Consider the following 26,447-nt stretch of genomic DNA (forward strand, 5'->3'; position numbering starts at 1 on the left):
AATTCTTAACGCCCTGGAACGCGGAATTCCGGCCTTTTCGACGTTGTACAGTTGTAGGCTTTTGCCCCGGATCCCCACCGGATCCGGACCAGAAAGAAGCAGCACAGTGGCCACTTCCACTCAATACTCCATCCCCGCCAGCGTTCCCCGGCCGGGCCCGCAGCACAAGCCGGCCCACGGCGTCTCACGCTGGCTGACCGCGCACGTTGTCCAACCGGTCGGGCCGGCGAGTCCGGAAACCCACGGCACTCAGCAGCCGTGGTGGAAGGTCATGTGCCTGACCGGCGTGGACTACTTCTCCACGCTGTCCTACCTGCCGGCGATCGCCGCGCTGGCCGCCGGCGTGCTCTCGCCGCTGGCCACGCTGCTGATCGTCGCGCTGACGCTGCTGGGCATGCTCCCGATGTACCGCCGGGTGGCGAAGGCGAGCCCGCACGGGCAGGGTTCGGTGGCGATGCTCGAGCACCTGCTGCCGTTCTGGCGGGGCAAGATCTTTGTGCTGATCCTGCTGGGCTTCGTCGCCACCTCGTGGATCATCACCATCACGCTGTCTTCGGCCGACGCGACGGTCCACCTGCTCGAAAACCCCTACGCGCCCGAGGTGATCCGCGGCCATCCCGTCCCCGTGACGATTGTCCTGCTGCTCATCCTCGGCGGGGTGTTCCTGCTCGGCTTCACCGAGGCCGTGGCCGTGGCCATCCCGCTGGTCGCTGTCTTCCTGGGGCTCAACGCCGTCATCATCGGCGCCGGCATGCTCGAGGTTTTCACCTCGCCTGGTGCTCACCGGCTGGACGGATGCCCTCACCACGGCTCCGGGCGGCCTCGGCGGCTTGGTGCTCCCGGCGCTGCTGGCCTTTCCGTTGCTGGTCCTGGGGCTCTCCGGCTTCGAAACCGGCGTCAGCATGATGCCCCTGGTCGCGGCGAAGGGCCGGACTCCGGCGGAGCGGCTGGCCTCCCGGATCCGCAATACCCGCAAGCTCCTCACGGCCGCAGCCGTCATCATGAGCGTGTACCTGCTGGGCAGCAGTTTCGTCACCACCCTGCTGATCCCCGCCGACGCCTTCGCGGAGGGCGGCGAGGCCAACGGCCGCGCCCTGGCTTACCTGGCGCACGAGCGGTTCGGCGACGGTTTCGGCACCGCGTACGACATCAGCAGCATCCTGATCCTGTGGTTCGCCGGCGCCTCGGCCATGGCCGGCCTGATCAACATCGTCCCGCGCTACCTGCCCTCGTACGGCATGGCCCCGGAATGGAGCCGCGCGGTGCGGCCGGTGGTCCTGGTCTACACCGGCGTCAGCATCCTGATCACCATCGCGTTCAACGCCGACGTCAATGCCCAGGCCGGCGCCTATGCCACGGGGATCCTGGCCATGATGGTCTCGGCGTCTGTCGCCGTCGCTATTTCCACCGCACTACGGCGACAAAGACGGGCGGGGCTGGCCTTCACGGTGCTGTCCGCGGTCCTGGTGTATGCCTTGGTGGCCAACATTATTGAAAAGCCGGACGGCCTGATGATCTCCGCGTTCTTCATCGGCGGCATCATCGTTGTGTCGCTGGTTTCCCGGGTCACCCGGACCACCGAGCTGCGCGCCGACCGGATCGAGTTCGATGCAACGGCACGGCGGTTCATCACGGATTCACTGGCGCGCGATCACCGGCTGAACCTGATCGCGCACAAGCCGCACGTGGCCACCGAGCAGGAGTACGCGATGAAGGAAACCGCCCAGCGCAGCATCAACCCGGTGCCGGGAAGCGCGGACGTGCTGTTCCTGGAGATCGAGGTCAGCGACCCGTCAAGCTTCAGCGACGCGCTCCACGTCCGGGGCACCGACGTCGGCGGCCACCGCATCCTGCGCGTGAAGAGCCCCGCCGCACCCAACGCCATCGCCGCCATCCTGCTGGCCCTGCGCGATGCCACCGGAGTGCGTCCGCACGCCTACTTCGAGTGGTCTGAGGGCAACCCGCTCACCCACCTGATGCGTTACCTGCTGCTCGGCCAGGGCGACACGGCGCCGGTGGTGCGCGAGATCATCCGCGAGAACGAGCCGGATCCGGACCGCCGTCCCGCCATCCACGCCGGCTGATCACGGGCGCGGAGACTGCGCGTCATCCAAGGGGTCGGGGACGCCGACGCTGACGTCATACCCCACGGCAGTGCCGTGCTCGACCGTCCGCGAGACCGTGCAGTACTTGTCGTGGGAAAGGGCGACGAGGCGTTCGGCCATGCTGGCGGCCTTGCGGCCACCCGCGTCGTCGGGGAACGAGAGGCTGAACGAAAGGTTCAGGTCACCCATGCGGTTCGCACCGTTCTCATCGACAATCTTGTGTCCGGTGGCCTCGACCCGGAACTCCGTGGGTTCCGTACTGCGGGAGGTCGCGGTATCCACGTCGATGGCTGAACAGCCCGCGAGCGCTGCCAGCAGCAGCTCCACGGGAGACAGCAGGCCCTCGCCGTGACCGAACTCGATCTCGGCTCCCGCCGCATTCCGGGCGGTATAACGGCTGGTGGCGGTGCGGGACAGCTCGACGGAACGCAGCGTGGGGTCCTGGATTTCACTCATAGGCTCATGATGGCAGAGATGAAGGCTTCAGGCTGTTCGAAGGCGGGATCGTCGCGGCAATCATCGATCACATGCAGCGTCCAACCGTAACGGGCAGCGGCCTCTTCAGCGGTCTTGAGCCGCACTTGCAGATCGTGGCGACCGTGAATCAACGTGGTCGGAATATCGATCCTGGCCAAGTCCTCCGGCGGGATCGGCCGCATGCCCAAGCCCGTTATCTGCCGGCGCACGGCCGACTGCACGCTCGGCGTACGGACCCGATCGAGGGCGTAGTCCATCATCGGCTCCCAACTGTCGCCAATCCGCTGCCGGAGCTGCTCCCGGTCCAGGAAGCATTGGTTGAAGAGCCGGTCCCGGCTCTTGGCGGTGGGCCGGGCCATGAAGCCCATCATGGGGATGGCAAAGCTCGGCGCGGGCCGGTACCAGGCCAGGCCCATGGTATCCACGAGCACCAGATGGGCGAGCCGATGGCCGTGATTAACCGCGTACCGCGCAGCGATGGCACCGCCCAGCAGGTGTCCCGCCAACACGGGCGCGGAATCGCACGTCGCGTCGATGAGCTGATCGAGCCATTCGAGCACACCCTCCGCATCGAGCGGGCTTCCGTCCATGTTTTCCGATGCGCCTTGGCCGGGCAGATCCGGTATGGCCAAATGATGCGTCTTCATGAGTTCGGGTACCACCCGGAGCCAGACCGCCGCGAACTCTCCGTGGCCGTGCAACAGCACGATCGGCGGGCCGTCACCGCCCTCCAGCACGGCGGTGGATACGCCGTTAAGCTCGCGGATCTTTTCTGCCAGTGGGATCGCGGCGAGCAGCCGCTCCCGTGTCCCGTTCCCTTCATTCCTGTTCATCGTCGTCACCTTCTTCAAACCGTTCCTTATGCTTGAGCATCCCACCGGGCAACCTTGTGGCGCATCGGGAATACGGACCATCCGGCCCGGCGAAGAGTAATGGGCAATTTTGTGTAGGGTGCTGGGCTTTGCGTAGGGCGTTGGGTGGAGCCGCTGCAGCTGCGCAGGAAGTTAGCGTGCCGGCCCGCGCTAGGTGAGGTCGTTATCGTAGGCGAAGGCGGCGGCTGCAGTGCGTGATGACAGACCGAGTTTGGTCAGGATATTGCTGATGTGGCGGGAGACTGTCTTTTCGCTGATCACCAAGGTATTTGCGATCTCACGGTTGGTCGCACCAGTGGCGACGAGCCGGAGCACCTCTATCTCCCGCGCGCTCAAACCACCTGCAGCACGCGCCGTCGAACGTCTCGAGATTTCCGCGATCTCCTTCAGGTCCGGTGCCGCCCCCAGCATTTCAAAGACGTGAGCCGCCGCGTCGAGTTCCATTTCTGCAGTGTCATGGTCCCCCAGTGCATGGTAGGCGCGGGCCATGATGACGCGGAGCCGTGCCCCTTCGTACGGAGCTTCCACCTCCTGCCATGCCAACCACGCCGCGCGCAGCGTGGTGCAGGCGGCCATATGGTCACCCTCGCTGACCAGTACCATGCCACGTACCGATCCGGCCATCGCCTGCAGGTACGTGGAGTCGAACCGATCGGCAATCTCCTGCAGATCCTCGGCGGCCAATCTGGCCCCATTCGTGTCGCCCGCTGCCAGCGCGATCTGGACATACGCCCCGAGGATTTTCGCCCGCTCGACCGGACGCTCAGCCGCATCCGATGCCACCCGGCGGATCGCCGCATAGGCGTCTTGTATGCGGCCTTGGGCCAGCCGGAGCAGGGCCAGACCCGGATGCATATTATGCCCGTAGGCAGCGGCCTCGCGGTAAGCCACCTCGGCATCGGCGTACTTGCCCCGCAGTCGGAGGATCTCCGCCTGTTGGTATTGGGCCATCCCCATGACCGGGTTCCCAGGTTGCGCGGAAAGGTGCTCACAAGCGCGATGTATCTCAACCATCGCGTCCGCCCATTGGCCGTGCAACTGCATAATCTCCGAGCGGTGCACAAGACACTGGCCCCGGTATGGCCTGAGGCCTTGCTGCTTGGAGCACCATTCACTCAGAGCTGCCGTCCACTCCTGGGCACGGCCCAAGTCGAAGGTGTCCCTGCACGCCAGGATCACGGCGCAGTAGACGATCCCGGCGGCGATCGGAGAAACATCCCCGGTGGTCACACACAGCATTGCCTCATCAAGCATGGCAACGCCGCGCGCCGCCTCCCCCATCGCGACCAGCGCCTGGCCAAGGCCAAGCCGGCTGAGGGCCGTGAGGTCGGCGTCGTCGAACTCATTGGCGATGGCCACCAGCTTGTCGAAGGTCTCGTAGGCGCTTGCAGGGTCTGCCTCCAAGGCCTGCAGGCCAGCCGGAATCATGAGGTAGCCCTGCTCGACCGAGCCGGGCAGCCTTTCGTCGACCAGCCGCTGCGCCCGTCCGAGCCATCCTCCGCCACGGGCATGCTGGCCGCGAAGAACCAACGTGATCCCGAGCCAGAACGCGCATCGCACGGACCTTTCGATCCCGCCCTGCTCCAGGTACGCCTGGTAGGCGCGCTCCAGATCCGCGACGGCGGCCTCATCCCGGCCGGTGAGGTATGCGGCTACGCCGAGCCGTTCAAGATCGGCAGCGTCAAGCGGATCTGCACGGTCTGCGTCCGACAAGAGTTGGTACGCGTCGTCCCAGGCATGCTCCGCACAAGCTGCGCGGCCCCGCTCGATCGATTCTGTGATGGCCATAGTTGCCTCTCATCGAGGGCTCCATTTTACGTCCGGGGTGAGTACGCTGTGGAGGGACAGCCAGCACCCACCGCTCAGCCAGGAGGACATCGTGCGGCGGATTATCAACTCGACCTACATTTCGCTTGACGGGGTCATCAAGAATCCCCAGACCTGGCCGACCCTCGAAGGGCACGACGACGCCGGCGCGGATCTTCAGCTTGAGCTGCTGCAACAGTGCGACGCCGTCCTGCTGGGCAAAGAGACCTACGAAAGCTTCGCCTCCGTGTGGGAGGGGCAATCCGGGGATCCCTATACCGACCAGATCAACAGGATGAGAAAGTACGTTGTCTCATCGACGCTGGACGAGACGAGCTGGGAGAACAGCACTGTCATCACCGGTGATCCTGCCGCCGAGGTCCGGCGGATCAAAGGGCAGCCCGGCAAGGACATCGTGACCTACGGCTTCGGCCGGCTGGGTCGCGCGCTGATGGAACATGGGTTGCTGGACGATATCCGGCTATGGGTCCACCCGTTCTTCATCGGCGGAACGGATACGGACAGCCTGCTGTTCGGACATAGTCCCGCCGCGCGCCTGGACCTGGTGAACACCCAAGCCCTCAAGAACGGGATCATCATCCTGTCCTACACCGTTCGCCACAAGTCTGAGTAGCTAACCGCGCTCAGACCTGATGACAGCGCTCCCGATACAGGGCGCAGGACAAGCAGGCGGCTGCTCCAGGCACAGCTGGGCGGCTCTTCCATCGCAGATGCGCCGCTTGTAGGCTGGGCAGCGGAGAGCCGGGAAGCCTGGTCGGCACGCGGGTATTTACCTGCGGAACGCTGGCTCGCTCGTGGCCGCGTTTGCACTGCGCGGAAGGGGACTGGTCATGGGTACCGGGTCAATTGTTGAAACTGGCGCTCTTGTGAAGGATTTCGGTCGTGTCCGGGCCTTGGACAGCCTTCGACTTTCGGTTGCAGAAGGCGAGGTCCATGGGTTCCTGGGGCCCAACGGCGCAGGGAAATCCACCACGCTGCGGGTGCTGCTAGGCCATATCCGTGCCACCTCGGGAACAGTTCGGGTCTTTGGCCTGGACCCATGGGCACATGCCGTGCGGACCCACAGGGATATCGCCTACGTTCCGGGGGATGTGAATCTGTGGCCGAATCTCAGCGGCGGTGAAGTGATCGATCTGCTGACCGGGCTGCGCGGAGGCGCCGACGAGCATCTGCGCCGGCAGCTCATTGACGAGTTTGAGTTCGACCCCCGTCGCAAGGCCCGGACGTATTCGAGGGGCAACAGGCAGAAGGCCGCGCTCATTGCCGCTTTCGCAAGACCGGCCCGCCTCTATGTGCTGGACGAGCCGAGCGGGGGCCTAGACCCGGTCATGGACACGGTCTTCCGCCGGCAGATCCGGCGTGTCCGCGCTGAAGGAGCAACTGTTCTCCTCTCAAGCCATATCTTGGGCGAGGTCGAGCAGTTATGCGACAGGGTCACGATCATCCGCAAAGGAACGGTCGTGGAATCAGGTTCGCTGGCCGACCTGCGCCATCTCCGACGCACGCATGTGCGTGCCACCGGTCTCAGGGAACCGAGAGCCATCACCTCGCGTCCGGAAGTGCACGATCTGCGCGTCGAGGGTACAACGGTTGAATTCGATGCCGAAGCAACAGATCTTAACGGTGTCCTGGCCAGTCTTGCCGAAGCCGGCATCGACGGTCTCGAAGTGGCGCCGCCGTCATTGGAATCATTGTTTCTGCGCCACTACAGCCGCCTGGACGGACAGGCCCGCTGATGGGCGCGATGCTGCGCCTGGCCGTGGCCCAGGCCCGACGGGACCGCTGGCAGCTGTGTATCTGGGTCCTGGGCATCTCCGTGCTGGGACTCGCTGCGGCCGCCGCGGTGGGCAGCGAATTCGGCGGCGAGGCCGAGCGCGCGGGCATCATCGCCGTGGCGGCTGCCAATCCGGCCTTCCTGTTTCTGCGCGGGCTGCCCGATGGGACCGGAATCGGAGCGGTCGTATTTTTCCAGGGCTATGCTTTCATGGCAGTGCTTGCCGGATTGATGAACACCTTCTTGGTCATCCGGCACACCCGAAGCGAGGAGGAACTCGGGCGGGCGGAACTGTTGGGCTCCTCCCCCATCGCCAGAAGCGCTCCGCTGGCCGCGACCCTGCTGCTGGGTGCTGCTGCCAACGTCCTGTTGTCGGTGTTCGCTGCCGCGGGTTTCGCTGCTGGCGGTCTTCCCGTCGCGGGTTCAGCCATCGCCGGGCTTGCAGTCGGCGCCGTAGGCTTCTTCTTCGTTGCCGCCGCGGCGGTGCTCGCACAGTTCCTGCCATCCGGCCGCGGGGCCAACGGGGCCGCGGCCGCCCTTGTCGGGCTGGCGTACCTCCTCAGAGGGATCGGCGACGCGCTCGGAACGGCAGAGGCCAGTCTCATGAGGGTCACCAGCGCCTGGCCGTCCCTGCTCTCACCCATCGGGTGGGGACAGCGCTCGCGCCCGTTCACTGTTGCTGACCCGCTACCGCTGCTGGTCCCGGCCGTGGCGGCTGCCGTTCTGGCGGTACTGGCTCTCCGGATTCGGCAACGGCGGGATCTCGGGGCCAGCCTCCTGCCTGACCGGGCAGGGCGGGCACGCAGCAGCGAGGCGGGGCGGTCAATGGTTGGCCTGGCGTGGCGGCTGCAGCGTGCGACTCTGGCCGGGTGGGCCTTGGGCGGGGCAGCGTTGGGAACCGTGGCCGGCGTGCTCGGACCCGTGGTTGCCGACACCGTGGCCGGCAATCCTTCACTGGCTGAGCTCATTGCCCGGCTGGTGCCGGGGAGCCGGGCGGACGTGGTCGATGTCTTCGCTGCCGCGCTGCTGGGTATGGCAGGTGTCCTTGGCGCTGCAGCCGGCGTGCAGGCCATGCTGCGGATGCGTGCCGAGGAAGCCGAGGCACGGGCAGAACTGCTGCTTGCGGCACCGAAGACACGCGCCCGCTGGCTGGCCGCGAATCTGGCCGTCGCCGCCTTTTCGGTCACGTCCGTATCCGCCGCGGCAGGCAGCGCAGCGTCAGTCGCGCTGGAAGCCTCGGGCACCACCACCGGCAACGGGGGAACTATCATTCTGGCTGCCCTGGCCCATGTGCCCGCGGCACTCGTATTCACCGCGGTAGCCGCCCTGACCTTCGCCGTTGTGCCACGGCTGACCGTTCCGCTGGGCTGGGGACTGCTCGCGGCCGGCCTGGTCCTCGGCCAGTTCGGGGAACTGCTCCGGTTGCCCGCGTGGCTGCAAAACCTCAGTCCATTCCGGCACTCCCCGGCCCTGCCTGTCGAAGACCTGGACATTACCGCCATCACCGCAGCACTCCTCCTTACCGGAGCCGCGGCAGTCCTGGCCGCCGTAGCCACCGGCCTGCTCAACAGACGCGACCTCACAAACTAAACTGCCGCGGAGGTATGCCTCGTCTATGAGGCACGAACCGCCGAAGACACTATTTCGGTCCTGTTGCGGAGCAAAACCCTGGTTCCTCATGCCACGCTCCGAAAGCCGACTGTTCCTGAAAGCTCGGCGGCCATCCCGTCTCGCCACCGACCCGCCATGGCGCTCATGGTTAGTGGTGCTGGCTGCCGCCCACGGACGCTATCGGTTTCGGATTCGACGGGGATTTATTAGTAAAAGCACGCTGTGCACCGCTCAAGGTGCGCACCGTCGTCGTACTTCTAGCGGTCGTCGCACATAAAGTGCCGGATGTTGCGGAATCGCAATCTCAGGGGCTGTCTTCACCATTCCGGAACGGTGGATTGCATCTCGATTAATGCCATTGTTCGCGCCCTCGGGCAAAACCTACGGTGAACATATGGCTTGGGCCTACTGTCCATGGCCGAAGCGTCAACAATTCCGATTGGAGAAGGTCATGACACTTCAGGAACAGAAACGCTGGATAACCCGGATGGCAGCCGCAGGAATTATCTCGCTGGGCGCATTCGGAATGGTTGGATGCGATACCGCCGGAAATGAAGCCGGCACGGATGTTGAGGACGTCCAGGAAGAAGGCGATAACCCGGACATTACCGGGCAGGCTACTGATGCTGCCGGCGAGGATGTCAGGACTCCGCTGTTTGTCGGGCCGTACGACCAAGCCTTCAACGATGAGGCCGATATCTATGTCGGTGAAGTGGTGACGGTCTCGGCCAACGTCAACGAGATTGTCACACCCATGTCCTTCACGATTGCAGGGACGGACGAGACAACTGTGGACCCGTTGCTGATCGTCCATGACGGCCAGATGACGGATCTCTCGGAGGGTACGGCCGTGGAAGTCACGGGCACGTATCAGGAGGCCTTTGACCTGCCGACCGTCGAAGAAAACATGGACCTGGACCTCGAAGACGACGGCTTCGCCGACCACGACAAGGAACCGTATATCGAGGCCACCAATATTGATACCTCAGTACCCGCTGAGGAGTGAGCCTGAGGAGTAATATTGGGCTCCCCAAAGCAAAGGAGAGCCCCGTGGGCAAAGTGGTCATGTACGGCTCGGTGTCAGTCGACGGCTTCATCGCGGACGAGAACGACCAGCCCGGACCCCTGTTCGACTGGTTGACCAGCGGTGACGTGCCGCTGGACGAGAGCGGCGAGTTGAAGGTGTCGCAGACGTCCTACGACTACACCCGGCCGTACTGGGACCAGATCGGGGCGACCATCGCCGGCCGCCATGTCTTCGACATGACGGATGGCTGGGACGGGAAGCCTCCGGCCGGGGTCGACCACGTGGTCGTCGTGACGCACCGGCCAGAGCCCGAGGGCTGGGACCCCGAGGCGCCGTTTCACTTCGTCGACGGCGTCGAGGCAGCCGTGGCCAAGGCGCAGGAGCTCGCGGGTGACCGCATCGTCGAGGTCGCCGCTGGGGACGTCGGTGGCCAGGCGCTTGCCGCGGGCCTGGTCGACGAGGTGCGCATGGACGTCGCACCCGTCGTGTTCGGGTCCGGCAAGCGCTACTTCGGGTCGGTCCACGCACAGCACCTGTTGGAGGATCCCGACGTGGTGATTCAGGGCAACCGGGTGCTTCACCTGCGTTATCGGGTGCGCCGCTGAACCGACCCGCGGTCCAGCTCACCCTCGGCCAGGCGCTGCACCACGACGGTGAGCATGTGCAGGCCGGCGACGATGTCCTCGTCCCGGGTGTACTCGTGTTCGTTGTGCGAGATGCCCTCCACCGACGGAACGAACAGCATGACCGTGGGGACGATGTCCTTCATGTTGGTCGAGTCGTGCCCGGCCAGGGTCTTGACCCGTCCGTAGGACAAGCCCAGGTCCACGGCGATCTTCTCGGACAGATCCACACCTTCGGGCTGGTACGGGGTGACCGGCCAGCAGTGCGAGGAGTGCTTCTCCACGGACACGTTGGCCAGCCGCTCGATCTCGGCCATCCGGTCATGCAGCAGCTGGTCCGCCTGCGCCAGCACCTCCTCGTCCGCGGACCGCAGATCCAGCAGGAGCGTCACCTTCGAGGGCACGACGACGGGCGAGTTGGGGTAGACGTCCAGCTGGCCCACCGAGGTGTGCAGGACGCCCGGGAACCGGTCCGCGATCTCCCGTGCGGCAACCACCAGCATCGAGGCACCGAGCAGCGCGTCTTTGCGGTCGGCGATCACGGTGGAACCGGTGTGTGCCTGCTCGCCGTGCACCACCAGCTGGTACTTGTTGGCGGCCCAGTTCGAATCGACCACGCCGATGGTGATGCCCTTGCGCTCCATGCTGCGGCCCTGCTCGATGTGGATTTCGGCGCAGTAGGCGGCTTCCGGCCCGTTGCCGGTGCCGAGGCAGTCGATCGATTCCAGCGCCTCCCCCACCGTAATGCCAGAGGGGTCCGCCGTCGTTAGCGCATCCTCAAGCGCGAGCTTTCCGGTGTAGACGGAGCTGCCCATCATCGAGGGCTTGAAGCGCGCGCCTTCCTCGTTGAACCAATTGACGACGGCGAGGTTGTACTTCGGCTTAGACGTCCCGTTTTCGCTGTGGGCGGCGACCCGAATGGCGGCGTGCGCCGCGGCGAGGACACCGTACGCGCCGTCGTACCGGCCCGCCGTCGGCTGCGAGTCCAAGTGCGAACCGACCAGGACGTACGGTGCGCCGGGGACCAGTTCGAGCAGGCCGAACTGGTTGCCGATCCGGTCGAACTCCACGCGGAATCCGTGCTGTTCGAGCAGCCGGGTCAGCCAAGCGCGCTGTTCGCCGTCGGCCGCGCTGCCGGCCAGCCGGTGCACGCCGCCGTTCGCGGTGGCGCCGAACGTGCACAGGGTGGCGAAGTCTTCAATGAACTTCGCGTCGCCGCCGGTGAAGGCTGCCGGATTGGGTTCAACGATCGTGGCACTCATGGTTTCTCCTCTGGAAAGCTGTTCGGGCGAAAGTTGCGCGGGGTCAGGAATCCGTCCGCGGGGCGCGGGTTTCGGGGTCCTGCAGGACGTGCAGCACGGCGGGCTTGCCGCTGGCCACCGCGCGGCGGAAGGCTGCCTGAAAATCCTCGGTGCGTTCCACCCGCTCACCGTGGCCGCCGTAGGTTTCGGCCCAGGCGGCGAAGTCGGGATTGGTCAGGTGGGTGCCCGAGGGGCGGCCGGGGTATTCCCGTTCCTGGTGTTCGCGGATGGTGGCGAAGCACTGGTTGTCCACCACGATGGCGATGAACCTGCCGCCGTAACCCACCGCCGTCGCAATTTCCTGGCCGTTCATCATGAAGCAGCCGTCGCCGGCCACCGAGACCACCTGGCGTTCGGGGAAGATCAGGCTGGCGGCCACGGCGGCGGGGATGCCCATGCCCATGGCGCCGTTGCGCGGCGCGGCCAGCGAGTTGGCGGCGGTGTGCTGCAGGTAACGTCCCGGCCACAGTGCGTGGTTGCCTGCGCCGCATGTGATAACGGCGTCCTGCTCCAGCTCGCCGCGGAGGATCTCCATGCACACGCCCATGTCGACGCCGATCCCGCCGTCCGGCCGCGGGGTGGAGTAGCTTTCATAGTCGGCGCGGGCGTCCGCGAGCCAGTTCGGCTGCGGCGACGTGCGGTAGTCCTGCCCGGCGAGCGCCAGGCTGAAGGCGGTCACGTCCGCGAAGATGTGCTGGTCCAGCGGGCCGTAGTGGCCCAGCGTATCGCCGGGCATGACCAGCACTGTTTCGGCCGAAAGCCCGCGAGTGTAGCCGTCGCTAAGCACGTCGCCGCGTGGGCAGCCGATCAGCACCAGCAGGTCCGCCTCGTCCAGCAGCCGTGCGTTAGCGTCGCTGCGGGCATAACCGAGGTAGCCGATGTAGGAGTTGCCGCCGTCGAGCACGTGCGGCACGGCGTCATACGCGCGCCAGTCCGCGGCGACCGGTACACCGTGCACTGCGGCCCAGCGGGCCAAGGCTTCGCCGGATTCCTGCGTCCAGCCTTCCCCGCCAACCACGATCAGCGGCCGCCGCGCCTGGGCGAAGCGGCGGCCCAGTGCTTCCAGATCCGCGGGAGCAGGAGCCGTCCTGGCCAGGGCACGAGGAGCAACCGGGGCGCCGCGCTGGACCGCGTGGGTCAGCACATCCTCGGGCAGGCCGATCACCACCGGCCCGGGCCGTCCGCTCAGGGAGGTGTGGATGGCGTCATCGACGACGGCGGCGGCCGAGGCTGCGTCGTCGAGCACTACCACCTTCTTGGCCGTGCTGCCGAACCAGGCGGTGATGTCGAACTCCTGGAACGCTTCGCGGCCGCGGTCAGCCACCGGGATCAGGCCGACGAAGAGGATCATCGGGGTGGCGTCCTGGTACGCGGTGTGCACGGCGATCAGCGCGTTGGCCGCCCCCGGTCCGCGGGTCACCATGGCCACACCCGGCAGGTCCGTGAGTCGGCCTTCCGCCACGGCCATGAAACCGGCGCCGCCCTCGTGACGGGTGATCACCGTGTTGATCGACGAATCGTGTAGCCCGTCGAGGACATCCAGGAAGCTCTCCCCCGGCACGCCGTAGACCCGGCGGATGCCGGCGGCCTCCAGTTGGGCGACGATCAGGTGCCCGGCGGAAATCGTGTCCGTCTCGGTGGATGTCCGGGTCTCGGTCATAACGCTCACTGCTAATCGTCCTCCACAGGTCTTCGGTGTCCAGGTACTCGCCTCAGTTGCCCTACACAGCTATGTGCAGAACCCGGCGCTCTGGCTGTCGGTCTGTTCCCATGATCGCAGTCAGCCGGGCAGCTGGAACTAGCAATAGCCAACGCTTTATTTCCCCTACACTGTGCTCATGCACACACCCGCTGGCAGTGCCGCCTCATCCCCCGCATCCCGCGTCGACGATGCCCGCTGGGTGCAGCTAGTGCGCGGGCTGAAGGACAAGCTGCCCAGGATGCAGGAGACGTTCGTCGAGCGGGTGCGCGCCATCCCCGAGTACTCCGGGCACGCCGTTTCCGGCGAGGATCTGCAGTCCGCGGCCGCGAAGGCGATCGAGCTGACGCTGGACGCGATGGCCGGCAAGGAGCACTACCCGCGGCTGCTGGAGTTCGCTACCGATCTGGGCAACCGCCGCGCCCGCCAGGGCTTACCGGCCGAGGCTCTCATCTCCGCCGTCCGGCTGGACTTCCCGATCATCTGGGCCACGCTGCTGGAAATTTCGAACAACGACGACGCCGCCCTGCTGGTCCACCGGGCCGAGGAAGTCTGGCGGGTCGTGGACGACTACGCCACGGCCACGCACTCCAGCTACCTGGCGGCGCGCGTGAGCATGGCCCAGGAGGAAGCCGGTGTCCGGCAGGAATTCATCTCAGCTCTCTTCGGTGCCCAAGGCCGCCTGCCCGAAACCCGCGATCGGTTTGCCAAGGCCTTCAACCTGAAGCCGGACGTGCCCTACGCCATCGCCGCAGCCAAGGGGCAGCCGGCTGCTGGGCTCCGGAAAGTGGCCGCGGCACCCAACCGAAGCCTGTCCATGTTCCTGCACCAGGCCGAGGAGTACACCTACCTGTTCTGGCAGGAACCGCGCGGCGGCGGTTTGCGCGGCGCTCTTGGTGCCGGGCTCTCTTCCCTTCCCTGCGGACTGGCTGCCGCCGACGCCGGACTAGTGGATCTCGCCGCGGCCGGCCGCATCGCTGCCGCCCTGTCGGATCTAGCCACGCCGGAGGATCAGGAGCCCATCACTATTGAGCGGCACTGGATCCGGCTGGCCCGGGCGCGGATGGATGCGCTCGGCGTGCAGCTTGGCGCCGGGCTGGACGTCCAGCTTGCCGCAGCCCGGCCGGATGAAATGGAGCGGCTGCGCGAGACCGTCTCCACTTTCCTGGCCAACGGCAGCGTCAGCGCCACGGCGGACCGGCTCTACTGCCACCGCAACACCATCCTGAACCGGATGCGCCGCTTCAAGGAACTGACCGGGATCGACCTGATGGTCCCGGTGCAGGCCGCCCGCGCCGTCGTCGCCTGGGCGTGATTAAAACCCACGCGCTTGCGGACTACGTCACGATGCCCTTCCTAGATATTCGCGCAGCGCGTCCCGGACAATTTCGCTCGGCTTGCGATGTTCGCTCTCGGACCTTGCAACGAGCTGCGCGTCCAACTCCTTCGGGAGCCTGATGGAGCGAGTAGGCGAAATGCCTTCCTTGCTCAAAGAGGGTTTCCCAACGGCACGACGGACGGCCTCTGGCGAGCCGAGTGCAGCTTCGAGCAGGGACCGTCCGGCTTCTGGGCCTTCGGCTTTGGTTATGCGAGCATTCGGTGCGATATCAGCGGTTTCCGCCCACGCCGCTAGTTCCTCGTAGTGCTCCTGCTCCTGAGGGCTCAGTTCCGCCTCGTTGCTTTCCATAGCTTTCTTGGTGCTCATTCCGTTCCCCTTTCTGCAATTTCGACGATTTTCCGCCGCGCCTCCATCACGTGAAAGACCAAGATGTCATCAGGAGGGGTGATGACCGCCATAACTTCGAGGATCATGCTTCGGTCTTTGGATGGGCCGATAAACAGATCCGGCCGGCGGCTGTTCCCTACACGTGGTTCATCGAACTGCCCTATGTGGTAGATCTGGTTCAGGATCGCGTGCAGCGCATCAGAACGGTCAATACCGTGCTTACCCGCGCTCTCCGTCCACCTGATCGCCATATTAATATTGTCCTGCAATATTAGGGCATTGCAAGACAATGTGCTTGCCTGTGGAAGAGAAGAGCCGCTGCAGTCGTTGCTGCGAGGCAATGGAAGCCGCTATTGGCGCTGGCGGGAAACTTTCGGGTTAAAGCACGCCGGGCCGAGCTACCGCTGCGAAGTTGCCTTGTCCCAGCCAAACCGGGACTGCGCGCTGCACAGTAGTCGGGGCGGAAATGCTGACCAAGCCCGACCTGATCGCTGACAGCCAGTCCCGGTCGCCGCGCCAGATTTCGGTCAGGGTGCGCAGCCCGGTGCGGACCGTCGCCGTGACTTCGAAGCCCGGATCGTAGTCGCAGACATCTGCCTCATCGCCGGTGACGTTGAGCCACCAGCGTGCGGCCGGCGGCGGGACGTCGCTGAATTCGAACGCGACAACGGTGCGGCTGCGCGGCCACTCCCCGAGTGGCACGGTCCGCCGGATGTCCCACATCAGTAGGTGGGGATCGAGGTCCTCCTGGCCGAGTTGGTTGATCCAGCGCACGCCCCATGCGCCCACCGCGGCAACAACGCCGGCGAGATCCTGTCCGCTGGGCGTGAGGCTGTAGGTGCTGCGACCGTCAACCACGGTGTTGCGAACAACGCCTGCACGCTCGAGGCTGCGCAGCCGTTTCGACAGCAGTGCAGGGGACATCTTCGGGTTGCCACGGCGCAGGTCATTGAAGCGCGAACTTCCGGCCAGCAGCTCCCTGATAACGAGCATGGTCCAGCGCTCGTCAAGCAACTCCATGGCCTTGGCCACCGGGCAGAACTGGCCATATGTGGACATCGGTTGACCTCCCTTTGATGCCTCTTCCAGTAAACGCCCGACCCGCTGGCCGCACCAGTACAAATTTTGAAGCGCTCCCGGTTCAGATCTGTTACTGGACGCAGACGTTGCCCGGATCGATCCTTGAAGTACCACCAACAAAGGGCCGTCAAAAGCCCGCTAACCTCTAAGGGCAAGTTCAATGAGCGATCAAGATGTTCTCAACGGGGTCAAGGCAAAGCATCGGGCTATGTGGGCCCTGGGCGACTATCCCTCGGTCGCCACGGAAGTCATACCAGCGCTGGGCCCGGAACTCGTCGTGGCAAGTGGAATTCGCCCTGGCGAGGATGTGCTGGACATTGCCGCGGGCTCGGGCAACGCAGCCCTTCCGGCAGCCCGGATCGGCGCCCGGGTTACGGCATCCGACCTGACGCCTGCGCTGCTGGATGCCGGCCGCCGGCAAGCGGAAGGCGATGGGCTGACACTCGAATGGCGGGAGGCCGACGCCGAGAACCTGCCGTTCGACGACGGCTCCTTCGACGTCGCGATCTCCTGTGTGGGGATCATGTTCACTCCCAACCATCAGGCCAGCGCCGACGAACTTGTCCGCGTCCTCCGGCCCGGAGGCAGAATCGGGCTGATCAATTGGACACCCGAGGGCTTTATCGGCCAAATGTTCAAGACCATGAAGCCGTACGCTCCGCCGCCGCCTCCAGGCGCACAACCGCCGCCACTGTGGGGCAACGAGGAGCACGTGCGGGAGCTGCTGGGCGACCGGGTGACAGACGTTGTTGCGAAACGGGAGAAGCTGATGGTCGACCGGTTCGGCACACCGGAAGAGTTCCGCGAATTCTTCAAGACCTGTTACGGCCCCACCATCACCGCGTACCGCAACCTCGCCGACAGCCCGGAGCGGGTGCAGGCGCTGGATGACGAGCTCGCCGAACTGGCACGTGCGAACCTGGGCAACGGCAAGATGGAATGGGAGTATCTGCTGTTCACGGCCGTCAAAAAGTGACCGGGCCTCGGCAGAAACGCCCCTGAGCAGAAGAAGCGATCCCAGCGGAAGGTGAGCGCGCCGCCCAAAGCGGGCGGCGCGCCGTCGTCGTTGGTTGAAAGGAAGTAGTTGGCGGGAAGGGAAGGGCGAGGCTGGAGGCCGATGTGCATGTGCCCAATGCTGGCCCGATAAACATGTGTGGATCTTCCTTGTGACGCCCGCCACGCCGCGAGGATAGTGGTTTGCACAACAGCTTGTTCCGCACCGCAGGCTAATCAGAGCCAGGTGCACCTTCACCCCTTCCTCATTGGAGCTTACGAATGTCTTCTGCAGCCACGCGAAGCGCTTCGACAAGTGCACGACTCGACCGCGCAAAGATGCGCAAGATTTCCACAGCCAGCGTCATCGGTACCACCGTCGAATGGTACGACCTCTTCCTCTTCGGAACGGCGTCCGCACTGGTCTTCAACCGAATCTTCTTCCCCGAGCTCGACGGCGCCATCGGCACCCTCCTCTCCTTCCTCACCTTCGCGTCCGCCTACCTGGCCCGCATGGTCGGTGCCATCCTCTTCGGCCACTTCGGCGACCGCGTGGGCCGCAAGTCCATGCTGCTGATCTCGCTGATCGCGATGGGCGCGGCGACCTTCGCCATCGGCCTGGTGCCGGACTTCAACACCATCGGCATCGCAGCTCCCCTGCTGCTGCTGACTCTGCGCCTGATCCAGGGCCTGGCCCTCGGCGGCGAATGGGGCGGCGCGGTCCTGATGACCGTGGAGCATGCGCCGGAAAACAAGCGCGGTTTCTACGGCTCCATGGTCCAGATCGGCGTGCCCGTAGGTACCCTGATTGCCAACGTGGCCTTCCTGCTGGTGGCCGCCAACCTGTCCGAGGCCGACCTGCTCAGCTGGGGCTGGCGCGTACCGTTCCTGCTCTCGGCCGTCCTGGTGGGCGTGGGCATCTACATCCGGCTGAACATCGAAGAGACCCCGTCCTTCCAGAAGGTCCGCGAGACCGGTGCCAAGGCGAAGATCCCGTTTGCCGACCTGATGCGCAAGTACTGGAAGCAGGTCATCCTCGGCGGCGTCGCCACCCTCTCCACCGGCAGCACCTTCACCCTGCTGGTCGCCTCCGGCGTCAACTACGGCACCACCGAACTGGGACATTCCAGCGACACGATGCTCTGGGCGGTCATGTTCGCCTGCGTCCTGGCCTTCGTCGCCATCCCGTTCTTCGGCCGGCTCTCCGACCGCGTGGGCCGCAAGCCAATCATCTTCGCCGGTGTAGCCGCAGAGGCACTGCTGGCCTTCCCGATGTTCTGGCTGATGGACACCGGATCCGTGCCGCTGATGTTCGTCGGCTACGGCCTCATGATGCTGGCCTTCTCCGCCAACTACGGCCCGATCGCCACCTTCCTGGCCGAGCTGTTCGGCTCCAAGGTGCGCTACTCCGGTCTGTCCGTCTCCTACATGCTCTCCGGCCTGCTGGGTTCGGCCGCCACCCCGGCCATCACGGTAGCCCTGCTCGCCGCCACCGGCCAAAGCTCCTCCATCGCCTGGTACGTGATGGGTGCCGCCGTACTGTCCCTGGTTGCGCTGTACCTGCTGACCGAGACCCGGCACGGCAACATCGACGCCGTTGAGGCAGCCCCGTCCAGCGAGAGCGATGACGCTCCGACCGGCTCGGTTGAGAGTGCAGAGGTTGCCCGGTGACCATCCGGCGCATCCACGCGGCCCCCGGCTCGATCGAGCCGGTGGGCCCGTACTCGCAGGCGGTCGTCGCCAACGGCTTTGTCTTCACCGCGGGACAGGTGCCCGCCAAGTCCAGTCTGGAGGACCAGCCGGAGACGTTCGCCGAGCAGGTCCGCCAGACCATCCGGAATCTGGAGGCCGCGCTGATCGAAGCCGGCTCCGGTCTGGAACACGTGGTCAAGGTCAACACGTACCTGACCGAACCTGACCAGCTGGCCGAATACAACGCGGTCTACGAGGAATTCTTCGGCCCCCACAAGCCGGCGCGCACCTCGGTGTGCGTCAGCTTGTGGGGCGTGAGCCTGGAGATCGAATGCGTGGCGGTAGTGCCCGCACAAGAGGAGAAATAACCAATGGAAATGTCCGCCACCGGAACCCTTGCCGCCGCCACCCTGGGCGAGCCGGCCGCGCAGACCGAGCTTCAGGCTGAGGTCGAGACTGAGCCTCAGGCCGAGCGCCCGGCGCAGCAGCTGCCCGAGCTACTGGAACGGCTGCGCAGCGTCAGCTTCCCGACCCTGGGCCACTTCCTCGAGGAGGGATTCTGCTCCTCCGAGATCCGCACGATCGTGCCGGGGGCCCGGATGGTGGGCGTTGCCTCCACGGCCCGGATTCCCGACGCCGATGCGGTGGCGGTCAACCACGCGCTGCTGCGCCTACAGCCCGGCGAGGTGCTGGTGCTGGACATGGACGGCGACCGGCAGCACGCTCCGGTCGGCGCGGTTACCGGTGCCGCCGCCCGTGCCCGCGGCGCGGCCGGCATCCTGGTGGACGGCCCGGTCACCGACGTGGTGGAACTCAATGACGCGAACGACGGCGGGGCGTTGCCAGTGTTTGCCCGCGGCACCACCTGCTGCACTACCAAGCGCCATGCGTCGGGCCGGGCCGAGTTCGGCGTCCCCGTGAGCGTCGGCGGTGTCACGGTCCGGCCGGGCGACCTTGTCCTCGGTGACGACAACGGAGTGGTGGTGCTGGCACCCGAGGTGGCCGCCGCCGTCGTACTTCAAGCGGTTGAATCCGATGCCGCAGAGCCGACTATCCTCAACCGGATTGCTGCCGGTGAGCCGCTCGACGGGATCCTGTACCTTGGCCAGTAACGCGCCCGCGCCAGCCTCGACCGAAGGAGCAACCATGCCGGATCCGGATATCAGACGGCGCATCCTCGCCGCCGTCGACACCGCGTTCGACGAGCAGCTCGCGTTCACCGCCGAGCTGATTTCCGAACCCTCGCTGCGCGCGGACGAGGCCGACGCGCAGGACCTGCTCTACCGGGCGATGGAGTCCCGCGGCCTGGAGATGGACCGCTGGGAAATCGACTCGGAGGAGCTGCGCAACCACGTCGGCTACGGCCCGTCCACCGTCTCCTACGAGAACAGCGTCAACGTGGTCGGCACCTACAAACCGCGGACGACGGCGGGGCGTTCGCTGATCCTGAACGGCCACGTGGACGTGGTGCCCACCGGGCCCGAGGACACCTGGTCCCGCTCCCCCTGGCACGCCGAGATGAAAGACGGTTGGCTGTACGGACGCGGTGCCGGCGACATGAAGGCCGGGCTGGTTGCCAACCTCTTCGCGCTCGACGCCGTCCGCGCCGCAGGGCTGGCGCCGACCGCCGAGATCATCGTCCAGTCGGTGGTGGAGGAAGAGTGCACCGGCAACGGTTCGCTGGCCGCCCTGCTCCGCGGCTACACCGCCGATGCAGTGATCATCCCGGAACCGGAAGAGAACATGCTGGTCCGGGCCAACGTCGGCGTGCTCTGGTTCAAGGTACGGGTGGCCGGCGAACCTACCCATCCGCGCGAAATGTCCACCGGTTTCAACGCGATCGACTCCGCCTACACAGTGATGTCCAGCCTCCGGAAGCTGGAGGAGAAGTGGAACGAGCAGCGGAGCTCCCACCGCTACTTCGAGGACCTCGAGCACCCGATCAACTTCAACTTCGGGAAAATCGTCGGCGGCGACTGGCCCTCCAGCGTTCCGGCATGGTGCGAGGTCGACGTGCGCGTGGCCATCTACCCAGGTACGACGGCGGACCAGGCCTGGCAGGAACTGCAGGATTGCCTCGACTCCACCGGGCTGCCGCTGACCGCTACCAAGACCGGCTTCTATTCCGAAGGCTATGTGCTGGAGGAAGGCTCTGATGCCGAAGCCGTGCTGGCCGGCGCACACCGGGAGGCGTTCGGCGAGGAGTTGCAGAGCTTCACAACGCCGGGCTACCTCGACGGGCGGGTGTTCACGTTGTACGGCGACACTCCCACCCTGGTCTACGGGCCGGTCTCCGAGGCGATCCATGGGTTCGACGAACGTGTGGACATCGAGTCCGTCCGCCGGATCACCAAGGCCATCGCCCTGTTCATCGCGGAATGGTGCGGCGTGGAGGAGGCGACCGCGGGCTGAGCGGCGGTTCCGAGATCAGATACGAAGTCTCGTCTTTATCACGGTCAGGTGTCCAGAGGGTGTCCGGAACGGCATTTTGACCTCGAAAGACCCGAAACCAGCTCTTCGTGTTGCATGAGGGATAGTAAGCATGCTTGGCTTCAACTTGTAGCAGGATCAATTCTTGAACAGAGGAGAGATGGCATGCAGGTAATCACCAATAATTTCGGTGCTTCCCAATACGACGCCTACGTGGACGGAGCGGTGGCCGCGTCACTGCACTACCAGATCCAGGACGGCGAGATGTGGCTTCTCTGGACAACCGTGAGCGACAGCTGCGAGGTCAAGGGCCTTGCCGAGCGCCTGATCCGCGACGCTCTCGCCGATGCGCACAAGAGGAGGCTGGCCGTGCGCCCGTTCTGCCACGAGGTCCGCAAGATCATCTCCGCACACCCTGTGTATCTGAAGCTGGTTCCGCCCAACGAGGTCAGGCGCCTTCACCTGACCGCGGTTCCCGCACCCAAGAAAACGAAGCAGCTCGCAACTGCCGCAGCCTGAGCCTTTCTGCTGGTGCGGGTTCCTATTGCACGGAACCCGCACCCGGCTGCGGAAGGCCGGAAGCTGCCAGATCTGAAACCCATTCAGGAGTGGCCCTGCCCAGACGCTTATCAGTGGTCACGCACAAGCGGGCGGCGTTGGTTTTGACGCAATGGTCTTGGCCATCCCGCTCCGGTAGCGCTTTGGGCAGCGCTGCTTCCTGCAGCGGTCGGATGGCAGCCGTGGCCAGGATTTCGATCTCTTCATCTGTGGCCAAGTGGCTTTTTGCCAGCAGCGCCAGCACGCCCAGCCCGGTCGCTTTGCGTTCCATGTCCGCTGACAAGGAAGCGTCCAACGCCCACTGCGCGCGCGACCACCACTCGGAACGGCGGTCTGCCAGCGCCCGCTCCTTCAGCGCCTGCCACGCGATGAAACCGGCGACGGCGGCTGCCAGCAGCGTGGCCAGCGGGCCCAAAGCTTCGAGGATGTTCCACCATTCCGACTGCTGGACAATCACTGCATCCGGTACCGTCATAGGCTCATCCTAGGGCTTGCGGCAGCCTGCGGCCGGTTCCAAAACCGCTCCTTCATCGGACATTCTTGAGGCCGTTGCCGGGCGGGATGCCTGGCAACGGCCTCAAGTTATTCGTGACCGGATGGCCGGATGATTACCTAGCCCTTGCGGCGCCGGCGTGAGAAGACGGTAGCCGCGGTTCCTGCTGTCATCAGCAGCAGCGCCGCCGAAACCAGTCCGATGGATTCCGTGCCCGTCATAGCCAGGCCACCTGCCTGCGGGTAGACGACGGGCGCCGGTTCGGGGTTAGGTGCCGCTGCACCCGGTGCCGGCGGTTCCTCCTGCGCAACCGGCGGCTCCTCGGGGCTGACCGGCGGCTCTTCCGTTTCCGGGTTCGGCTTGGCCGGAGTCTCCTCGTCCGGAGCCTCGACCTCGGCGCAGGCCTCGGCGGAGTACTTCCCGTTGAGCAGGACCTTGTTCAGCAGGCCGGTTCCTTCATCTTCTTCCAGCCGGCAGTCCAGCTGGTCCTCCGAGGCGTCGGAATCGACGACCACGCGTGCCCAGACGATGTAGAGATCAGTGGAGTCGGGTTCAATGCCGCGGCCGTCCGCCAAGGTGGTTGTGGCGTCCTCTTCGGGATCCTCCCAAACCCCTTCCTCGCCGTCGTTATCCCGAATCCATTCGGCATTGGTGACCCTGATGCCGTCGCCGAACTTCAGCGTGTCCGTCAGAAGGTAGTCCCGCCAGGCGATCTTGGAATTGTTGGTCACGCTGACTTCGTATTCGATTTCCCAGATGCCGGCGCCGACGTCGATCGCCTCTCCGGCGGTCTTGTCGACTTCCAGTCCCTCGGCGTCGAGCGAGTTCTCGATGACGCAGCGGATGTCCTGGCCGTACGACGGCGTGAGCTTGTCGCCGTCCTGGTAGACCTTGCCTTCGCCGTAGACCAGCTCGCAGACCCAGTCGCCGGCGGAGAACTCGTCCTCGCCGTCGAAGTCTGCTTCCTCGGCGAGGGTGTAGGTGACATCCGGATCCACGCTGCCGCTCACCCACGAGGTGCCCTCAAGCGTGGGCTCATCCTCGCCCTCCGCGGTAGCGGTCAGCGTCCACTTCTCCGCGTAGTCCCAGTAGTCCTCGGGGTCGATGTCCTTGGCGAGGGTCAGATTCTGTTCACACTCAACATGGTTTACGACGGTGAAGGCGCTGTCCTTGTCCATGAGTTCCCGCTCGCCGAGGCCCTCGCGGTAGTCCACCAAGCAGCCTTCAGGGACCTTGGCTTCCTCTTTGAGGTAGACGTAGTCGCCCTTGTAGAAGTCGGTGTACTGCGTATCCCATGCTGCGTCCGCGACTTCCTCGCTGTCCGGACCGAGCTTGAGCCAGGCGTCGAAGCCATCCGGCTGGCTGCCGTGGTCAAATTCTTCACCGTCGATGACCCACTTCTTATCGACTTCGAAGCTGGCGCGGTACTTGGGTGCGTGCGGGATGTCGGCACAGGCGGAATCGGCGTAGTTTCCGTCCACGTAGATCTTGTTCAGCAGGCCGCCGGAATAACCGTCCTTGCAGGTGAGCTCGTATTCGGGGGTGCCGTCTGCCACCTTGACCGTGGCGTACACATGGTAGAAGTGGCTCTTGCCTTCGCCCAGTTCGACGTCGTCGTCCTTACTGGCGAGTTCGGCCGTGTTGCCCTGGAATTGGTTCTCCTTGTCGCCCTTGCTCCAGGTAGCCCTCTCAACCTCGATGCCGTGGCCGAAGGAGAGCGTGTCCGAGAGGGTGTATTCCTCCTCATCCTTGTAGTCGCCGTCGCCGTTGGGCTGGTTGGTTACCTGGATGGTGTAGCTGATGTACCAGCGGCCTTCGGACTCGTCGCCGAGGGCCTCCACCGAGTTGGCCTTCTTGGTGGCGACGATCGGGCTGGCCTCGTCCTCGTGGTCGCCCTCTTCGTGCTCGGCTTCTTCTTCGTCTTCACCTTCTTCGTGCTCGGCTTCGTCCTCGGTCTCGGTTTCTTCGTCTTCGTGCCCGGCGTCATCGTCGCTGCCGGCGATCGCGGCCAGGGGTGCGGCGGGCTGGACGGCCGGCGCGGCATCTTCGGCAGCCGGGGTCGGTTCTTGGCCCGGGGCGGGCGCCGGTTCAATGGGTTCGGGCGCCTCCGCGACTTCAGCTTCGGCGGGTTCGCCTGTTCCTGCCGAGGGGTCTTCCGTTCCGGCAAGCGTGGCTTCGGCGGGGGCTGCCGCAGCCAGCCCCACGATCTCGGTGACTGATCCCGATGACTCTGCTCCGCCGTCGTCCGCTAGAACAGGCAGGGCCAGGCCGGCCGACATGAGCGAGCCCGCAGCCACAGCAGCAAGTCCTCCGCGCAGCCGCTTCAGGGCGTCGCGCCTCTTCGGGCGCGCTTCCTTGGGCGGTTTCGGATTGGACGCCGCTGACTGCGCTGGCTTGTCTGTCATCTTGTTCCCCCAAAAAGACCGGCACACGTCGGGTGCCGTTGCAGGTGCGAGTGTGGGACCGTCATCCCCTGGTCCCTTATTGCCGTGAGCGCCCATGCGGACGCTGCGGCAGCCCGCTCCCCAACGGGCTGCCACACGTGCAGTCCCTCATAAAGAAAACTGCTTCCCCCAAGGTCCTCACCATTGAGAACCTGCTCCGTTGCCTTCGTGCCCTGGCAGCCGCCGGCAACGGAGGGCGGTGGTGGCTGCCAAGTACGGCTAGCCTAGGCGAGGGGTCAGTTCGGGCGCTAGGGATAAACGTTGCTCGCGGCCGGATTGGCGCCGTTTTCCAAGGTATTTGCAAGGTCTCGGGGCGCAGTTCCTTCGTCCGGCGCTTCAGTCACCGTTGCACTGCAAGCATGACCGCGGAAATCCGGCTCGGTTTTATAACCAGTGAGGGGCATGCGTAGCGAGGGACAGTCCATGCATCAAGTGGATAATATGGTGAAAAGTTTCATCGAGGGTGGTGACAACAAACACATGTCACGGGTTTGTAACGGTTCAGTGTGGCCGATACGTTTAATCGCGCCATGGCCCTAGGGAAGGGTTATGACCGGGTCCGCACGCCGAGCTCTGCCAGCGTACCTGTCCGTTCAATTTCACTGGCAGAGGTGGAGGAACCAGAAGTGGCGCCAGCGGCGCCTTGGGGTGAAGTGCGGTTAGTTGTCCGCGGCGTTCTGCTGCGTTCCGACCGCGCCGAGATGCTCCGTCTCGAATCCGACAGCTAACTTCGCAGGCGTGTAGAGAGGAATCCCGTGAAGAACTATTCTGCCCGTGGGCGCCGGCGCGCCGGCCCCACGGTCTCGTCGCATGGCGTCACCAGTCTCGCCCGCGGCCGCCGCCGCGCCAAGGACCAAGCACCATCCGCCGTCTCCTTCCGCAGCGTTGGGGCGCTCACCGGCCTGGCCGTAGTTGCCACGGTGGCTGCTGCGGCTGCCCTGCCCTTGGATCAGTCCGGATCCCAGGAAGCTCACGCAGGCCGCCCCCAACTGCAGACATCCGGTAAGACCTGGCCTATTTTCGCGCCGTCCAATAAAGCTGAGCCGACGTTCAGCCGGCCGACAACAGACAGCACGGCGGCGGCGCAGCAGGACACAAAGGTCACTCCGAGTGCCGCGACCCAGCCGACTCCCGGAGGGGACGCTACCGAGCGACCCGCTCCAATGACCACGAAGTTCGCCACCGACTCCACGGGAGAGGCTGCCGCCCCGCTGACCGGCGCCGTCGAAAAGACAACGGGCGCCGCTAAAGAGAAGGTTGCCGGCGCTACCGAGGCCGCTACGGATGCAGCTGGAAAAGCTACTGCGGCTGCCACGGAGGCTGCCGAAAAGGCCAATGCGACAGCCACGGACACAGCCAAACCAACGGCCTCGCCTACGGCCGACGCGGCGGTACCGACAAGTCCGGCCACGAGCCCTCCGGCCAAGCAGAGTGCACGAGCCGTGCCTGACAACACCGAACCCACCAGGTCAGGCGTACGCAGCAATTCGGCGGCGCCCGTCGAACCGGTTCCGACCACCGAAGCCGCCGATCCGGAGGAACGGCCATCACCCGAGACCTCGCCTACTGCCGATAAGCCCACCGGGGATGCAGAGAAGAAGAAGCATCGCCAGCATTCCGACCGGACCGTCGACGATGCAGAGTGGCTCTGGATCCTCTTGGGTGAGGACGAGGAGAATCGCAGCAGCCGGTAGAGCCTGACCCACCCCTGCGGG

At 65.3% G+C, this 26,447-nt stretch carries 23 protein-coding genes, 1 pseudogene and 1 riboswitch; of the genes and pseudogenes, 14 read left to right on the plus strand and 10 right to left on the minus strand.

Annotation, left to right across the window (positions count from 1 at the left end; genetic code table 11):
- Window positions 1-106 precede the first annotated feature (106 nt).
- Window positions 107-2,084 (plus strand): annotated as a pseudogene (locus tag HGO92_RS23580) (APC family permease).
- Here the strand turns inward: HGO92_RS23580 and HGO92_RS00440 are convergent.
- The 3 genes from HGO92_RS00440 to HGO92_RS00450 all read right to left on the minus strand — a co-directional run bounded on the left by HGO92_RS00440 (window position 2,085) and on the right by HGO92_RS00450 (window position 5,242).
- Window positions 2,085-2,561, minus strand: coding sequence for an OsmC family protein (locus HGO92_RS00440; protein WP_169990955.1), 477 nt, complete (start codon window positions 2,559-2,561; stop codon window positions 2,085-2,087).
- Complete coding sequence (locus tag HGO92_RS00445) at window positions 2,558-3,424, minus strand: alpha/beta fold hydrolase (RefSeq protein WP_346768838.1); 867 nt, start codon at window positions 3,422-3,424, stop codon at window positions 2,558-2,560. The genes HGO92_RS00440 and HGO92_RS00445 overlap by 4 nt, the downstream gene beginning before the upstream one ends.
- Window positions 3,425-3,604: 180 nt before the next feature.
- On the minus strand, window positions 3,605-5,242 hold the full coding sequence (locus HGO92_RS00450; protein WP_169990957.1) for a helix-turn-helix transcriptional regulator: 1,638 nt from the start codon (window positions 5,240-5,242) through the stop codon (window positions 3,605-3,607).
- Between the two features lie 91 nt (window positions 5,243-5,333).
- Here HGO92_RS00450 and HGO92_RS00455 point away from each other — a divergent pair, with 91 nt between their 5' ends.
- The 5 genes from HGO92_RS00455 (at window position 5,334) to HGO92_RS00475 (ending at window position 10,298) form a co-directional block, all read left to right on the plus strand.
- Window positions 5,334-5,894, plus strand: a complete 561-nt coding sequence (locus tag HGO92_RS00455; protein WP_169990959.1) for a dihydrofolate reductase family protein — start codon at window positions 5,334-5,336, stop codon at window positions 5,892-5,894.
- A 217-nt stretch (window positions 5,895-6,111) separates the two neighbouring features.
- A complete protein-coding gene (locus tag HGO92_RS00460; RefSeq protein WP_169990961.1) occupies window positions 6,112-7,017 on the plus strand; it encodes an ABC transporter ATP-binding protein in 906 nt (301 codons plus the stop codon).
- Window positions 7,017-8,645, plus strand: coding sequence for an efflux permease Rv1217c-related protein (locus tag HGO92_RS00465; RefSeq protein WP_169990963.1), 1,629 nt, complete (start codon window positions 7,017-7,019; stop codon window positions 8,643-8,645). The genes HGO92_RS00460 and HGO92_RS00465 overlap by 1 nt, the downstream gene beginning before the upstream one ends.
- 472 nt (window positions 8,646-9,117) lie before the next feature.
- The gene (locus HGO92_RS00470; RefSeq protein WP_169990964.1) at window positions 9,118-9,672 is read left to right on the plus strand and encodes a hypothetical protein; all 555 of its coding nucleotides are present in this window, start codon (window positions 9,118-9,120) and stop codon (window positions 9,670-9,672) included.
- Between the two features lie 44 nt (window positions 9,673-9,716).
- Window positions 9,717-10,298: a dihydrofolate reductase family protein gene (locus HGO92_RS00475; protein WP_169991923.1), complete on the plus strand. Its 582-nt coding sequence runs from the start codon at window positions 9,717-9,719 to the stop codon at window positions 10,296-10,298.
- Here HGO92_RS00475 and HGO92_RS00480 read toward each other — a convergent pair.
- Together HGO92_RS00480 and HGO92_RS00485 are read right to left on the minus strand one after the other, a co-directional pair.
- Window positions 10,280-11,578, minus strand: coding sequence for a M20 family metallo-hydrolase (locus HGO92_RS00480; protein WP_169990966.1), 1,299 nt, complete (start codon window positions 11,576-11,578; stop codon window positions 10,280-10,282). The genes HGO92_RS00475 and HGO92_RS00480 overlap by 19 nt on opposite strands.
- Window positions 11,579-11,621: 43 nt before the next feature.
- Entirely contained in the window at window positions 11,622-13,277 is a 1,656-nt protein-coding gene (locus HGO92_RS00485) for a thiamine pyrophosphate-dependent enzyme (RefSeq protein WP_169991925.1), read from the minus strand.
- 178 nt (window positions 13,278-13,455) lie between these two features.
- Between HGO92_RS00485 and HGO92_RS00490 the strand changes: the two genes are divergently transcribed.
- Window positions 13,456-14,631 (plus strand): helix-turn-helix domain-containing protein, encoded by a 1,176-nt coding sequence (locus tag HGO92_RS00490; protein WP_169990967.1) that lies wholly within the window; start codon window positions 13,456-13,458, stop codon window positions 14,629-14,631.
- A 27-nt stretch (window positions 14,632-14,658) separates the two neighbouring features.
- On the opposite strand, the gene HGO92_RS00495 is transcribed toward HGO92_RS00490, so the two are convergent.
- The 3 genes from HGO92_RS00495 to HGO92_RS00505 all read right to left on the minus strand — a co-directional run bounded on the left by HGO92_RS00495 (window position 14,659) and on the right by HGO92_RS00505 (window position 16,101).
- Entirely contained in the window at window positions 14,659-15,021 is a 363-nt protein-coding gene (locus HGO92_RS00495; RefSeq protein ID WP_169990969.1) for a ribbon-helix-helix protein, CopG family, read from the minus strand.
- Window positions 15,018-15,293, minus strand: coding sequence for a hypothetical protein (locus tag HGO92_RS00500; protein WP_169990970.1), 276 nt, complete (start codon window positions 15,291-15,293; stop codon window positions 15,018-15,020). Before HGO92_RS00500 ends, HGO92_RS00495 begins: the two co-directional genes overlap by 4 nt.
- Window positions 15,294-15,420: 127 nt before the next feature.
- On the minus strand, window positions 15,421-16,101 hold the full coding sequence (locus HGO92_RS00505; protein ID WP_169990972.1) for a winged helix-turn-helix transcriptional regulator: 681 nt from the start codon (window positions 16,099-16,101) through the stop codon (window positions 15,421-15,423).
- 181 nt (window positions 16,102-16,282) lie between these two features.
- Between HGO92_RS00505 and HGO92_RS00510 the strand changes: the two genes are divergently transcribed.
- The 6 genes from HGO92_RS00510 to HGO92_RS00535 all read left to right on the plus strand — a co-directional run bounded on the left by HGO92_RS00510 (window position 16,283) and on the right by HGO92_RS00535 (window position 21,756).
- A complete protein-coding gene (locus HGO92_RS00510) occupies window positions 16,283-17,098 on the plus strand; it encodes a class I SAM-dependent methyltransferase (protein ID WP_169990973.1) in 816 nt (271 codons plus the stop codon).
- A gap of 299 nt (window positions 17,099-17,397) precedes the next feature.
- Window positions 17,398-18,786, plus strand: coding sequence for an MFS transporter (locus tag HGO92_RS00515; RefSeq protein ID WP_240974320.1), 1,389 nt, complete (start codon window positions 17,398-17,400; stop codon window positions 18,784-18,786).
- Window positions 18,783-19,175 (plus strand): RidA family protein, encoded by a 393-nt coding sequence (locus HGO92_RS00520; RefSeq protein WP_346768794.1) that lies wholly within the window; start codon window positions 18,783-18,785, stop codon window positions 19,173-19,175. Before HGO92_RS00515 ends, HGO92_RS00520 begins: the two co-directional genes overlap by 4 nt.
- A gap of 3 nt (window positions 19,176-19,178) precedes the next feature.
- Window positions 19,179-19,919: an RraA family protein gene (locus HGO92_RS00525; RefSeq protein WP_240974321.1), complete on the plus strand. Its 741-nt coding sequence runs from the start codon at window positions 19,179-19,181 to the stop codon at window positions 19,917-19,919.
- A 34-nt stretch (window positions 19,920-19,953) separates the two neighbouring features.
- Window positions 19,954-21,219: an ArgE/DapE family deacylase gene (locus HGO92_RS00530; RefSeq protein ID WP_169990975.1), complete on the plus strand. Its 1,266-nt coding sequence runs from the start codon at window positions 19,954-19,956 to the stop codon at window positions 21,217-21,219.
- 183 nt (window positions 21,220-21,402) lie between these two features.
- On the plus strand, window positions 21,403-21,756 hold the full coding sequence (locus tag HGO92_RS00535; RefSeq protein ID WP_169990976.1) for a GNAT family N-acetyltransferase: 354 nt from the start codon (window positions 21,403-21,405) through the stop codon (window positions 21,754-21,756).
- Between the two features lie 22 nt (window positions 21,757-21,778).
- On the opposite strand, the gene HGO92_RS00540 is transcribed toward HGO92_RS00535, so the two are convergent.
- Entirely contained in the window at window positions 21,779-22,270 is a 492-nt protein-coding gene (locus HGO92_RS00540; RefSeq protein ID WP_169990977.1) for a hypothetical protein, read from the minus strand.
- 137 nt (window positions 22,271-22,407) lie between these two features.
- Window positions 22,408-24,693, minus strand: coding sequence for a hypothetical protein (locus HGO92_RS00545; RefSeq protein WP_169990978.1), 2,286 nt, complete (start codon window positions 24,691-24,693; stop codon window positions 22,408-22,410).
- Window positions 24,694-25,312: 619 nt separating this feature from the next.
- Window positions 25,313-25,485: riboswitch (cyclic di-AMP (ydaO/yuaA leader) on the plus strand.
- Window positions 25,486-25,487: 2 nt separating this feature from the next.
- On the opposite strand from HGO92_RS00545, the gene HGO92_RS00550 reads away from it, so the two are divergent.
- Window positions 25,488-26,426: a prolipoprotein diacylglyceryl transferase gene (locus HGO92_RS00550; RefSeq protein ID WP_169990979.1), complete on the plus strand. Its 939-nt coding sequence runs from the start codon at window positions 25,488-25,490 to the stop codon at window positions 26,424-26,426.
- Window positions 26,427-26,447: the final 21 nt, after the last annotated feature.

Source organism: Crystallibacter degradans (assembly GCF_012952295.1).
GTDB lineage: Bacteria > Actinomycetota > Actinomycetes > Actinomycetales > Micrococcaceae > Crystallibacter > Crystallibacter degradans.